At 45.8% G+C, this 13,350-nt stretch carries 15 protein-coding genes; 11 read left to right on the top strand and 4 right to left on the bottom strand.

Going from position 1 to position 13,350, the window contains the following annotated elements:
• Window positions 1-32 precede the first annotated feature (32 nt).
• A complete protein-coding gene (locus NYE68_RS11480; protein WP_064115624.1) occupies window positions 33-422 on the bottom strand; it encodes a tautomerase family protein in 390 nt (129 codons plus the stop codon).
• 202 nt (window positions 423-624) lie between these two features.
• Here NYE68_RS11480 and NYE68_RS11475 point away from each other — a divergent pair, with 202 nt between their 5' ends.
• On the top strand, window positions 625-864 hold the full coding sequence (locus tag NYE68_RS11475; RefSeq protein ID WP_003153736.1) for a hypothetical protein: 240 nt from the start codon (window positions 625-627) through the stop codon (window positions 862-864).
• Window positions 865-898: 34 nt separating this feature from the next.
• On the opposite strand, the gene NYE68_RS11470 is transcribed toward NYE68_RS11475, so the two are convergent.
• Entirely contained in the window at window positions 899-1,363 is a 465-nt protein-coding gene (locus NYE68_RS11470; RefSeq protein ID WP_039254863.1) for a hypothetical protein, read from the bottom strand.
• 97 nt (window positions 1,364-1,460) lie between these two features.
• Here NYE68_RS11470 and rarD point away from each other — a divergent pair, with 97 nt between their 5' ends.
• From rarD to bshB2, 4 genes are all read left to right on the top strand, one after another.
• Window positions 1,461-2,357, top strand: coding sequence for an EamA family transporter RarD (rarD, locus tag NYE68_RS11465; RefSeq protein ID WP_039254865.1), 897 nt, complete (start codon window positions 1,461-1,463; stop codon window positions 2,355-2,357).
• 67 nt (window positions 2,358-2,424) lie between these two features.
• Window positions 2,425-2,703, top strand: coding sequence for a hypothetical protein (locus tag NYE68_RS11460; RefSeq protein WP_003153742.1), 279 nt, complete (start codon window positions 2,425-2,427; stop codon window positions 2,701-2,703).
• Window positions 2,700-3,050 carry a YojF family protein gene (locus NYE68_RS11455; RefSeq protein WP_156240380.1) on the top strand — a complete coding sequence of 117 codons (351 nt, stop codon included), beginning with the start codon at window positions 2,700-2,702 and terminating at the stop codon, window positions 3,048-3,050. Before NYE68_RS11460 ends, NYE68_RS11455 begins: the two co-directional genes overlap by 4 nt.
• A gap of 17 nt (window positions 3,051-3,067) precedes the next feature.
• Complete coding sequence (gene bshB2, locus NYE68_RS11450) at window positions 3,068-3,733, top strand: bacillithiol biosynthesis deacetylase BshB2 (protein ID WP_007407961.1); 666 nt, start codon at window positions 3,068-3,070, stop codon at window positions 3,731-3,733.
• 27 nt (window positions 3,734-3,760) lie between these two features.
• On the opposite strand, the gene NYE68_RS11445 is transcribed toward bshB2, so the two are convergent.
• On the bottom strand, window positions 3,761-4,609 hold the full coding sequence (locus tag NYE68_RS11445) for an STAS domain-containing protein (RefSeq protein WP_324636882.1): 849 nt from the start codon (window positions 4,607-4,609) through the stop codon (window positions 3,761-3,763).
• A 13-nt stretch (window positions 4,610-4,622) separates the two neighbouring features.
• Window positions 4,623-5,984: an MATE family efflux transporter gene (locus NYE68_RS11440; protein WP_156240378.1), complete on the bottom strand. Its 1,362-nt coding sequence runs from the start codon at window positions 5,982-5,984 to the stop codon at window positions 4,623-4,625.
• Between the two features lie 277 nt (window positions 5,985-6,261).
• On the opposite strand from NYE68_RS11440, the gene cdaS reads away from it, so the two are divergent.
• From cdaS to NYE68_RS11410, 6 genes are all read left to right on the top strand, one after another.
• Complete coding sequence (gene cdaS, locus NYE68_RS11435) at window positions 6,262-6,888, top strand: sporulation-specific diadenylate cyclase CdaS (RefSeq protein WP_015417634.1); 627 nt, start codon at window positions 6,262-6,264, stop codon at window positions 6,886-6,888.
• A 118-nt stretch (window positions 6,889-7,006) separates the two neighbouring features.
• On the top strand, window positions 7,007-8,218 hold the full coding sequence (locus tag NYE68_RS11430; RefSeq protein WP_061890660.1) for a macrolide family glycosyltransferase: 1,212 nt from the start codon (window positions 7,007-7,009) through the stop codon (window positions 8,216-8,218).
• A 320-nt stretch (window positions 8,219-8,538) separates the two neighbouring features.
• Window positions 8,539-9,780, top strand: coding sequence for a peptidoglycan endopeptidase (locus tag NYE68_RS11425; RefSeq protein ID WP_053573300.1), 1,242 nt, complete (start codon window positions 8,539-8,541; stop codon window positions 9,778-9,780).
• A gap of 82 nt (window positions 9,781-9,862) precedes the next feature.
• Window positions 9,863-10,453 carry a superoxide dismutase family protein gene (locus NYE68_RS11420; protein ID WP_007407968.1) on the top strand — a complete coding sequence of 197 codons (591 nt, stop codon included), beginning with the start codon at window positions 9,863-9,865 and terminating at the stop codon, window positions 10,451-10,453.
• A gap of 77 nt (window positions 10,454-10,530) precedes the next feature.
• On the top strand, window positions 10,531-11,421 hold the full coding sequence (locus NYE68_RS11415) for a MoxR family ATPase (protein ID WP_003153758.1): 891 nt from the start codon (window positions 10,531-10,533) through the stop codon (window positions 11,419-11,421).
• A 10-nt stretch (window positions 11,422-11,431) separates the two neighbouring features.
• A complete protein-coding gene (locus tag NYE68_RS11410) occupies window positions 11,432-13,348 on the top strand; it encodes a VWA domain-containing protein (RefSeq protein WP_324636886.1) in 1,917 nt (638 codons plus the stop codon).
• Window positions 13,349-13,350 lie beyond the last annotated feature (2 nt).

The raw sequence follows: 13,350 nt of genomic DNA, 5'->3' as shown, positions 1-13,350 counted from the left end.
TTGCAATCATTCAGAACAAGCCGGGAGGCCTTTTACAGTTTCCCGGTTAAAAACTGAGCCTCACCAAGCCCGAAGCTCCAATCGGCGTTCCCGTTTTCTGTAATGGACATCATGACGTCCTCGGGTGATATGCCGCATTCTGTTTTAAGCTGATCAGCCATCAGTTGATATAACGTTTCTTTTTGATGTTCGGTGCGCGCTTTGCTGACAATGCTGATGATGACAAGATCTTTGCTTCTTTTGAAACCGAGCCCGGTATCTTCAATGATAAGCTCATGAGGCCGATGCTGGTGAACGATCTGATAACGGTCCGTTACAGGGACGTCAAAAGCTTTAACCATGGCGTAATGGGCGGTATCCAGTAATTTCTTTAATGCTGCGTTATCCCGGCCTTCAATAACGTCAAAACGAAGTAATGGCATATTTTATTCCCCCTGATGGTTTTTTATCATGTCGCAACTTGTAAAAAAGTATAACAGTTAATCAAAATGTAATCAAATTATAACCAAAATATTTATACATTAATGCAATATCACAGAGAGGCACATGTTGTTACAATCGCCCAATCAATTTCCTCATTTTATGAATACGCTTAAGAATAGGCAGACATAAAGGAGGAAAAACATGTACCCTCGTCATGCATTGTATCGCGGGAATTTCGGTCCTGCCGGATTTCCGGCGAGAAGTCCTTTTTTGTTCGGCGCTCCTTTATTCGGCGGATTTTTAGGCGGTCTTCTCGGAGGCGTGATTGCCACAGGTTTCACAAGACCCCGCTATCCGTACGGGTTCGCCGGTTACGGATACGGAGGTGTCCCATACGGCGGTTTTGGGCCGGGTGCCGGCGGTTATCCGCCATTTTATTAAAGAAAAAACGGCCTGCATCGCGCGGGCCGTTTTTTTATCTTAAAATCTCCACTTCCGATAGATTGTAGTCTTCCTGTTTTGAAAACATAACTTCAATCATCCCGTCTTTATAGACTGCTTTTGTTCCTTTCCGTTTGACGAGGCTCGGAAGGACGATTTCTTTTTTTCCTTCTCCCAGACTGCTGTTCTCTACAACGAGGCTGTGTGACGTATGCTTAATCCTGATACGGTCGAGTTCCTCTTGTTCGGCGGGAATTTTCGCAAAAACATGATCGGATGTTTCAAAAAGGTCAATTTCCGGCTTGGGCGGTTCCGCTTCGACCGGCTCGGCCTTTTTGGACATTGGGTCGCGAAAAGGGAACTGTCCGGCATAACCGGCGCCGAATACGCTTTCCATCACTCGGTTGACATATGTCTCGACATCTTTCGGATCAGCATTTTTAAACGTTTCTTTAGAGAACTGATTTTGGAAGGGAAAATATCTGTTCCAATCAAACACGGCATCTCACCCTTTCTTAACGGACAACATAGTATATGCCCGCCGGAAGCTTCCCGTGATATAATATAATCTGTTTACAGAAAGGAAGGGGAAGGCCGTGCAAGGGAATAATGCAAGAAAAGGAATCATTTATACCGCTTGTTCTTTCGTCATGTGGGGGCTGTTTCCGGTCTATTGGAAACTTCTTGAACAAATACCCGCATTGGACATTTTAGCTCACCGGATTTTATGGTCATTTGTTTTCATGTGTGTGCTTTTAACTGTGCTTAAGAAGTGGAAAACCGGATGGCGTGAACTGCGTCTTTTGAAATCGGAAGGGGGCCTGCTGGCGCTTTTTTTCGCTTCCGTTTTAATTTCCGTTAATTGGTTTGTGTACATATGGGCCGTCAATCACGGCTTTTTGCTTGAAGCAAGTCTCGGGTACTACATTAATCCGCTCGTTTCCGTTCTTTTGGGCATCCTATTCTTAAAAGAAAAGCTTAACAAGATGCAAACAGCAGCCGTTTCTATTGCCGGGGCGGCCGTGATCATATCTGCGTTTCAATATGGCGCGGTTCCTTATATCGCATTGCTGCTTGCATTCAGCTTCGGTCTGTACGGCTTATGTAAAAAAAGAACCCGCATGTCCAGCACGATCGGACTGACGCTGGAGACGCTTTTGATTACCCCGGCTGCACTTATTTATTTAGGATATACAGCTGACGGGAGCACTCCCGGGTCCTTGGGGGCAGGAACATGGGCGCTCCTATTCTTCGCAGGCGTATTTACGGCTCTGCCGCTGTTGCTGTTTGCAGAGGGGGCAAAGCGTCTGCCGCTGTATCAAGTCGGCATTTTGCAATATATAGCGCCGACCATTACCCTTATGCTCGGCGTATTTGTGTATCATGAACCGTTTTCCGGGCAAAAAGCGTTTACCTTCATTTGTATATGGGCAGCATTGCTTTTGTTTACCTTTTCACAGATAAAATGGAAGCGGCCGATAAAAAGCCGCTAAGCCTTTCGCTTTCCAGCGATAGCTTAAATTATGTATAATCATTACGAGTATGTAAAGGAGCTGTACAATGGGCACTGATAAAGACATAGCAAAAGCCTATCAGGCACTGTGGAATAACCGCACTCTCCCGGCTTCAACTCTTGAAGAAGCGGAGAAGGCAATTGATCTTGAACTGCTTGATCAAAGAACACATCCGAGGCTCCGGAAGTCACCCGAGGAAAAGTTTGCTCTGGCGGTGCAGCGAATTGTAGATTCCCGGCTGCGGCCGATTGAGAAATATGAATTGGTTGAACTACATACGAAGCGTTTGCAATTTTTAAAAGAAGAAAGAGGGGAGCAGCTATGAAAGCGATCATAAAAGAAGATGTGCAAACTTCTTTAGAGCGATATACCGATCGTCCTGTATATATCCATTTGGAAACAACGACCGGTTCTTATTCAGCGCATCTGAATGAGAAAAACATGACGGTTGTAGCCTATATACGCAATGCAAAAGTGACGTACCATCAGGCGAAAATCAAAGGAAACGGCCCGTACCGCGTCGGTTTGAAAACGGAAGAAGGCTGGATTTACGCAGAAGGTCTGACAGAATATACAGTAGATGACGAAGACCGCTTGTTAATGGCAGGGCATCTGCCGGGCGGAAAATTGGCGATTTCGCTTCAAATCAGCGAAAAGCCGTTTACAGTTTAAAGAAAAGGGTGAAAATCATGAAAGAACATGTACTCGTCATCCTGCCTCACCCTGATGATGAATCATACGGAGTGGCAGGGCTGATTGCTTTACACAGACAAAAAGATATTCCCGTTACGTATGCATGCGCAACGCTTGGCGAAATGGGCCGGAACATGGGAGATCCTTTTTTCGCGAACCGTGAAACACTGCCGCTGTTAAGAAAACAAGAGCTGATCGACGCATGCAAAGCAATGGACGTTACTGACCTTAGAATGCTCGGGCTTCGTGATAAAACACTTGAATTTGAAGATGACGAGTGGCTCGCGGATATGATGGAAGAGATTATCGACGATGTAAAACCGAGTCTGATTGTCACATTCTATCCGGAGCACGGCGTCCATCCGGATCATGATGCATGCGGCGAAGCGGTTATCAGAGCGCTTTACAGAAAGAAAAAAGAGGACCGCCCGCGCACGCTTTGCATGGCAATCACCCGCAACAGGGAGGAAGCCGTCGGCAAGCCTGATGTTATTCTTGATATTAAAGAGGTTGCCGATATTAAAATGAATGCCTTAAAAGCGCACCGCACCCAAACGGAAGGCATGCTGAGAGAGCTGGAAGAAAAAATAAAAAATAACGAGCCGGTTCTTCAGACATGGTTTGAAGAAGAAGTGTATTGGACATATCCGTGGAAAGACTGATAAAAAAAGGGATAAGGCTGAAATGCCTTATCCCTTTTTTTGTGTCAGATCGGAAGCGATCGCTTCTGCAAGCGAAGACCTTATTGATAAATTTGAAAAACTCAGTCCGAGCTGCACTGCGGTTTGGGCGATTTCAGGACGGATTCCGGATATTGTCGCTTTCACGCCGAGCATTCCGAGTGATTCAATTAAGGTGAAAAGCTGTTGGGCAACCATCGTATCAATCATGGCTACGCCCGATAAATCAATGTACAGCTGCGTGATGCGCTTCTCTGAACACTGGTGCAGCGTATTCTCCAAGATCATTTTTGCTCTTGCCGTGTCAATATCCCCGATCAGCGGCAGCAGTCCGACATTGTCAAAAAGCACAATTACCGGCGAGCTCAGCTCGGTGATCAATTCTTTTTGCGCTTCAAGCTGAATGTTTGTGTTTTTATACATTTCCTCTATGAAAATATGAATCACCACATCAAACGATTTAATCAGCGTATGGAATATATCTTCGGCATCTTCTTCTGTCAAGGTGTCTGAATGAAGTCTGGTAAACTGCTTGACATGGCCGACATACAAATCACGAACTCTGATAAACTCGCGAATGATGTAATGGATGGGAGTTTTTAAATGTTCTTCATCCCGTGCGGCTTCAAACGCCCACTTTTCCAATGCCGCTGTATATACTTCCTTCTCTTCAGAAAAAATCCGATTGAGCTGATAATTAAACGCCAGATTTTGTTTTTTCAGATTTGTGAGTACAGCCGGGTCAGTAGAAGCATAAACAGAATCAGGATCCGTTTCATGAAGCGTATCAAACCATGTCTGACTGATGTCCTCCGCCCGTTCAGTTAAATAATCGTACAGCAGTTTATGTTTTGGCATTGCTGCTCCTCCTTTATAAAATCGTCATTTTTTTCACATAACGCTTTTGCAGCTTCATCAGTCTGAAGAATAAACCGACAGCTCCTGCGGCAAGTCCCGCAATTAAACCGATCCAGTAGCCGTATGCCCCGAGGCTCGTATAAGTGCCGACTGCGTAACCGAGCGGAAGCCCGATGATCCAATACGACACAAAAGCCGCGCCAAGTGTATAGTTGACATCCTTATATCCTCTCAGAGCGCCTTGTATCGGAGCTGCTACGGCATCAGAAAGCTGGAAAAACAGCGCATAGATTAAAAAGTGCTGCGTCAACATGAGCACCGCCGGATCTGATGTATACATTCCGGCGATTTGCGGCCTGAACAGTAAAATGAAAGCCGCCGTGCATAAAGAAAAACTAAGCGCCATCACGATCCCGATATAGCTGTATGAGCGGGCATCTCTATAGCGATTTGCACCTGCTTCAAAGCCGACCAAAATGGTCATGGCCATGGATACGCTGAGCGGCAGCATATACAAGAGGGAAGCAAAATTCATTGCCGCTTGGTGGGCTGCAATCGTCACCGTCTGAAAATGGCTCATAAGCAGTGTGACAGCCGCAAAAATGCTCGTTTCAAAAAATACCGCAAAACCGATAGGCAATCCGATTTTCAAAAGCTTCCTGCATTCAGACGGAGAAAAACGGTACAGTTTCCGAAATACAGAGTACCCGGCAAACGGCTCAAATCTGCAGACGATAAAAAAGCTGATGGCGCAAATACACCAGTAAGTCAGGGCGGAAGCGAGCCCCGCCCCGACTCCTCCCAATGCAGGCATGTTGAATTTCCCGAAAATAAATACATAATTTAAAACAAAATTAATAGGCAATGAGCAAAGCGTAATAAGCATTGTGACTCGCGTTTTGCCGAGTGCGTCAATGAACGAGCGCAAAACGGTGTACACAAACAAAGGAAAAATACCGAGGGATAAAAATCCTAAAAAGTGTTTTGCGATCGTCCGGACACGAGGTTCCAGGCCCAAATGTCCCAAGATCATATCAACGGTGAAAAAGCCGATCAGGATAACCGCCGCACTGAGAACGGCCGCTACATAAACGGCCTGGATGACGGAAAACGGCACTTCCTTTTGTCTGCCGGCTCCAAACAGCTGCGAAACAACGGGCGTAACGGCCATTAATATTCCTGCCAGGCCCGTATAAACCGGCGTCCACAGGCTTGAACCGATTGCAACCCCGGCTAAATCGGCAGCGCTCACTTTCCCTGACATCACCGTATCCAAAAAGGTGATCAGGGAAAGGCCCGCCTGTGTGATTAAAATCGGAATGAAGATATGTAACAGCTGTCTGACCTTTTGGCCGATCGTGTTCGTTTCTCTCAAGTTAGGTTCCCCGTTTCTTTATTTTAACGAGAGAAATTATAACATTTTATGTATAAAAAGCAATGAAAGCCGGCCTACTCTTTTTTGTCCGGTTTCGGCTTTTTAAACATCTTGGCATAAATGAATGAAAGTGAAATGACCCCTAAAAAGGTGCAGATATATTGCATCAGCCGTGCGAATTCCATATGATGTGCGCCTCCTTTCATGATTATGGTGCACACAGCGGCGCATATCCATGCGCGCGATGCAGAAAATAAGGGAAAGGAGCTGATGTGACATGCGCCACACTCAAATGACGGAAAGCGCGTTTACCGCTGCCGTTCAAACGTATTTGAAACAAATTACAGAGGATGCCGGAATGATACTGCGGACATTGAATGAAAAAGACCAATGCCTTCTTTGCGAATTAGATGAACTGGGACATACGTTTCAGGAAATGCAGGCTGTCGCTTCGTCGTTTTACCTGCAGTCATATATCGAACATTTCACGCCTTCCTATACAGAGCTGGCGAGGGCCGTGCAGCATCTGGCGGAAGAAAAACACGGAGCGCTGATTGTGATTGAACGTGCAGATCCGCTGGACGGAATGATACAAAAAGGGACCAGCCTGCATGCCGAGATCAGTGCAGCTTTAATTGAGAGTATTTTTTATCCCGGCAATCCGCTTCATGACGGAGCCGTATTGGTCAGAGAAAACCGAGTTGTATCAGCAGCCAATGTGCTTCCGCTCACAACAAAACATGTCGATCTCAAATACGGGACGCGCCACAGGGCCGCGATGGGACTTTCGGCCGTGACTGATGCACTCGTGCTCGTTGTTTCAGAAGAAACGGGAAAAATGTCCTTTGCTAAAGACGGCGGACTGTATCCGCTTGTTTCGCCGCGGGCGCTTCATACGAAATAATAAGAAAATGGGAATATTGTACCCATTTAATATTAATAAGGTGAACATCTTTACCTTTTTCTGTATTGATGTTATCGTTTAAATATACATAAAATTTAAAAGAATAGGGAGTGGAAAGATGGCAAATGTATTGATGATCGGCTTTCCGGGAGAAGGCCATATCAATCCGTCTTTAGGCGTCGTAAAAGAACTGAAGGCAAAAGGGGAACATGTCGTATATTACGGCGTGAAGGAATATGAGAACAAAATCGCGTCAAGCGGAGCGGAATTCCGTGAATATGAAGATTTCCGAAAAGATGAATTCGGAAAAAACGCAACGGGTGATGAACAGCGGGACGCTACCGAGTTTTTGCTTTTAATGATTGAGACTTCCAAAAAAGCCGCACTCCGTATTCTTGAGGAAGTAAAAGATGAATCCTACGACTACATCCTGTATGATCATCATTTTCTGGCAGGAAGGCTTGTGAGAAACCAGCTAAAACTGCCGGCATATTCACTTTGTACGACATTTGCAATGAATGAAGCATTTATTAAAGAAGTGTTTTCAAATACAAACCTTGTATCAGAGGAATCATCTCATTATCCGGCTTATACCGAAGCGGTCAGCCGGCTCAATGAAGAATTCAGCGCAGACATTAAAACGCCGTATGATATTTTCTCAAATGACGGCAGAAAAACCATCGTATTTACTTCAAGAGCGTTTCAGCCGAAAGAAGAAGAGTTTGGCGATTCTTATCTCTTTGTCGGTCCGTCCATAACCGAAAGGGCGGCGGCTCAAGATTTCCCGTTTGAACAGCTTGCAGGAGAAAAAGTCCTGTTTATTTCCATGGGCACGATTTTTAACAATCAGAAGGAATTGTTTAATAAATGCTTAAAAGCGGTCAGAAACTTTAACGGAAAAGCCGTCATGTCAATCGGCAAACATCTTGATCCTGCGGAGCTTGATGAAATTCCTGAGAATGTCATTGTCAAGCCTTATGTTCCGCAGCTTGAGATCCTGAAAAGAGCGGACTTATTTATCACTCACGGCGGAATGAACAGTACGAGCGAAGGGCTTTACTACAAAACCCCGATGATCGTCATTCCGATGGGCGCAGATCAGTTCGCCGTCGGAAGCCAAGTGGAAAACACGGGCGCGGGCAAAATGTTTAAAAAAGAAGATGTAACAGCGGAACTGCTCTCTGAAGCAATAAAAGAATTGAGCGAAAATCCTGAATATCAGACAAAAGCATCTGAAATCGGAGAATCCCTGAAAGCGGCCGGCGGAGCACAGCGTGCAGCGGAATTGATAGCAGAAGACGTGAAAACTGCCGAGACCCGGGTTTTGTAATCAGCCATCACCCGCTTCCTTTAAAGGAAGCGGGCTTTTTTTGATTGTTTTTCGGGAGGATTTTTCACGCCGTAAAGAGAATTGTATGAAAAACAGACAAGAAAGGTGGAATGTCGCGGAAAAAAGCCATGTTATGAAAATGATTCCAAAGTCTTTTGTGAAATGTTCTCAATTTATGTAAAATGTGTGACATTGGTGATGATCTAAGGCCAAATGATTCGGAATTAATGTCGACTTCTGAATGAATCCTGCATAACAGGCGGCGTCCAAAGAAAAGGAACGTCCCTTTCAGCAATGATAAATAGGAGGTTTTTCGTTATATGAAGAAAAAAATCGCAGCCGGACTGGCTGTATCTGCAGTAATGACTTCAACCTTCGCCGTGCATCCCGCTGAAGCAAAAACCATTCAAGTAAAAAGCGGCGACTCTCTTTGGAAGCTTTCCCGGCAATATCATACCAGTATTTCAGCCCTGCAGTCGGAAAATAAACTGAAATCAACGATACTCCACCCAGGACAGCGGCTGCACATTCCCGACGGCAGCGGCACACATAAAACGGGGCAAAAGGGAAAACGAAGCACGGGTGCCTACACAGTTACATACGGAGACTCGTTATGGGTGATCGCAAAAAAATACAAAATGAGCGTTTCTGAGCTGAGAAGCCTGAACCGTTTGAGTTCAGATGTCATCTATCCCGGCCAGAAACTGAAAATTAAAGGGTCTGCCGGCGGCACGGACGGAGGCGGCAGACAGACAAAGCCTGATAAAGGCGCATCAGGGACTTACACTGTGAAGCCGGGTGACTCGCTGTGGAAAATCGCCAATCAAACCGGCATCACCATCGCCGATCTGAAAAAGCTGAATCAATTAACATCAGACATGCTGTATCCGAATCAAGTGTTAAAGATCAAAGGTTCTTCACATAACGGAAACAGCGGCACAACACCGCCATCTCATTCAAACCCTTCTGAGAAGCCATCCACTTACAAAGTAAAAGCAGGCGATTCCCTCTGGAAAATTGCTAATCGGTTCGGCATCACCGCTCAGCTCATCAGAGAAAAAAATAAATTGACAACTGATGTGCTTCAAATCGGACAAGTTCTGGTGATTAACGGAACGGGAAAAACAGAAGATCCTGTACGGCAGCCGGATAACAAACCGGCAAAACCAAACAAGCCGAATACTCCCGAACCTCCGGTGACAGGGTCAAAGATTGACAGAATGATAGGCGAGGCGAAAAAACATGTCGGCGTGCCTTACCGCTGGGGAGGCAATACGCCTGCGGGCTTCGATTGCAGCGGTTACATCTATTACCTTTTAAATAAGGTAAGCTCTGTTTCCCGTCTGAGCACGGCCGGATATTGGAATACGATGAAACATATCAGCCAGCCGTCAGCAGGCGACTTTGTCTTCTTTACGACATATAAAGCGGGCCCTTCTCATATGGGAATGTATTTAGGCGGAGGAGATTTTATTCACGCAAGCTCCTCCGGGGTTGAAGTTTCAAACTTAAGCAATCCGTATTGGAAAAAAGCTTATTTAGGAGCGCGCAGTTATTTTTAAAAAAAGCCTTTCGGGGCTTTTTTTGTTTACCATTTTCACGTTTTGACAAGACTGATGGGTAAAAAAATAAGGGGGAGGAAGCATGAATCGTCTCTTGCTTTTTCTCATGCTCGCATCAATTACGCTTTGCGGCTGCGGGGGGAGACCCGCTCCTGTTCCGCCCAAAAAACATGGGGAAAGCCGCGCATTGGAAGCATCTGCATACCGTGAGCATGCCGGACTCATCAATCAAAACGGGAAAACGATCGGATATATCGAAGTGAGGGAATCTGATGATGAAGGGTCAGACATTCATATATCAGCGGGGCATCTGCCGCCCGGCACTTCTCTCGGGTTTCATATTTATGAAAAAGGGACATGTCAGGCACCTGATTTCGAATCAGCCGGCGGTCCGTTCAACCCTTTGAACAAAGAACACGGCTTCAACAATCCGATGGGTCATCACGCCGGGGATCTCCCCAATCTTGAAGTGGGGGCTGACGGTAAAGTGGATGTCATTATGAACGCGCCGCAAACTTCATTAAAAGAAGGGAGCAGACTCAGCCTGCTCGACCGGGACGGAAGCGCGTTCGTCATTCATGAACATACGGACGATTATTTGACAAACCCGAGCGGAAATTCCGGAGCCAGAATCGCCTGCGCTCCCCTGACAAAAAGCGCCCGCAGGGAATGAGCCCTTTTGTATTGAGTATACAAGGGCTTTTTTAGTATACTCGGTTATGGAATACAAATGGAAAGGAAACATCACCTATGACTTCAGAATTACAGCACCTATCACTTCCGGAAGATATACAAAACAAACTGCAGGCTTATCAAAATCATCCCGTTTCCCAAGAATTCCGGGATTTAATCGGATCATCAGGCTATGAGGCCGAAGATAAAGCGATTGTATTCGATGCCGTCATTGCTTTGACAATGGGAAAAAATATCTTATTAAAAGGACCGACGGGTTCAGGGAAAACAAAATTGGCGGAAACGCTTTCGAACTATTTTCATAAACCGATGCACAGCGTCAACTGCTCCGTAGACCTCGATGCAGAAGCGCTTGTCGGCTATAAAACGATTGAAAATGAACAGGGACAGGCGACAATTGAATTCGTTCCCGGACCTGTAACAACCGCAATGAACGAGGGACATTTTTTATACATTGACGAAATCAATATGGCAAAGCCTGAAACCCTTCCGATTCTAAACGGCGTGCTAGATTACAGAAAAATGATGACAAATCCCTTTACAGGAGAAGTGATTAAGGCAAGCGAAGGATTCGGTGTTATCGCCGCGATTAATGAAGGCTACGTCGGCACCGTTCCGCTGAACGAAGCCCTTAAAAACCGTTTTGTCATCATTGATGTTCCGTATATTAAAGGAAGCCTCCTGAAACAGGTGCTGACCTCTCAGTCTGTTTTAAAAGATGAGAAATTAATTGAGCGTTTTATGACGCTGTCTTCTGATTTAATCGCACAAGCGCATAACGGACAAGTGTCAGAAGAAGCGGCGTCCATCAGGGCTCTCATTGATACGTGCGACTTGGCTGCGTACATCCCGCCGAAACGGGCGATTGAAAGAGGCATCGTAGAAAAACTTGACGACGACAGGGAAAAAGCCGCTGTCAGAAATATTGCAGAAACGCTGTTCGAATGAGGGATATACAATGAAGTTTATCAAATTTAATGACAGCACGATTGATTCGTTTTTGTTCATGATGCTGACTGATCTGGCCAAAACACTGACCAGAAGCAGTGAAGTTGAAGTGGAATACGGCGTGCAGTCTTACTACAATCCCTTTGAAAAGAAAATTTACATGAGCCACTTTTGGAAAGACCGATCAGCCGGGGATATGGAAGCCGGTCTGAAAAGCGATGTCTATTTGCGCGCTGTCGGAACACGCAGCAGCTCATTTCGGGTATTTGCGGCGTTTTTAAATGACGTTCACCGGCACTTCACCCGCCAAAGCTTTGCCAAGCAGCTGTTTATGCTGCTTGAGGATATCAGAATTGAAGAGCTGATCAAAAAAGAACGGCCGGGAACGAAACGTGTTTTTCAGAAGCGGAGGGAGATGTACAGGAAATATTTCACGACGCAGCTGACATTGAATTTAGAACGGAGCATTTTCACCGACGCTTTGTATTGCGCGATGTTTGTCAAGCTGACGGCTGAGTCTCCGCTTGAAGGCATTCCTTCCATGCATGAAAATATTGATATGATGATACCGTATATTGAACGTCAGCTCATCCGGGTGTATGAGGCGGATTCTACGGAACAAATCGCAAAAATAACGGAAGACCTCATGGAAGGCCTTGATGAAGTGCTTGAGAAAGATATGCTGAACACGTACTTTTTTCTGCCGGAACTTGATTACGAAAAAGCGTCTGAAGAGCCTATATTCGAAAGTGTAAAAAAAGCGCCTTCGTTAAGTGACGATCTCACGCTCCCTGAGTCTTCCGACGGAGATGAAGAAATCCTTGAAGAGAAAATGAATACGTGGCACCGGGAAACCGAAGCGCCGTCAAAAAGTTTCCTTCAATTTGATATTGAGCACGGCGCGAAATCAGATCTTGGGAAAGACGCGGCCAGAGAAGGCGATGACGGTGACCAGGCGCTCGGCTCCGTTCAAGGTTCCGCACGTCAGACGAAAAGAGAGGATTACTCCAAACTGGAAGCGCTTGAATCCATTCAGGATGAACATGAGGGCGCGGGGGTGGCTGACGGAAAAGAAAACAAATTTGCCTTCCCGGTTTATCAAACGCCTCATAAAGTGTCTCCTGAAGAGGAGCAATCTTATAAAGAACAGGCAAAAACGATAGAATCATATCAAAAACGCCTGAAGCAGATGATACAAAAAACACTTGAGCACAAAAAAACGCTCCCGCGGACTGACCTTCACGCAGGCCGGCTGAATCGCAAACTGATCCGCTATTTTACGGAGCGGAACCCGCGCCTTTTCTATAAAAAGCAGGACCCGTCTTCAGACATTGACGCCGTTTTTACATTGCTTGTCGATTGTTCGGCCAGCATGTTCGACAAAATGGATGAAACAAAAAGAGGGATCGTTCTTTTTCATGAAGCCTTGAAATCAGTGTCCGTACCGCACCAGATCGTCGGATTTTGGGAGGATACAAACGAAGCGACCGAAACGAGCCAGCCGAATTTCTTCAATACCGTCATTCCGTTTGAAGAGTCGCTGCTGCAGGCGGCGGGTCCGCTGATCATGCAGCTTGCGCCTGAAGAAGATAACAGAGACGGATACGCCATCAGACAAATGACGAAACAGCTGATGCGGCGGAGTGAGGCGCAAAAATTTTTAATCGTGTTTTCAGACGGAGAGCCGGCAGCATTCGGATACGAACAAAACGGCATCGTCGATACGAGCGAGGCTGTCATCGAAGCGAGAAAAAAAGGGATAGAAGTCATAAATGTTTTTCTGTCCAATACTGCGATAGAGGAATCACAGATGAAAACCATTCAGGATATGTACGGAAAGTACAGTATTTTTGTTCCGGATGTCGATCAGCTGCCCGATGTGCTGTATCCGCTCTTGAAAAAACTGCTTCATAAAAGCATAGGATAGGC

The organism is Bacillus sp. FSL R5-0447 (assembly GCF_038606125.1).
Lineage (GTDB): Bacteria > Bacillota > Bacilli > Bacillales > Bacillaceae > Bacillus > Bacillus velezensis.
This window is presented reverse-complemented; position numbering and strand designations above follow the sequence as displayed.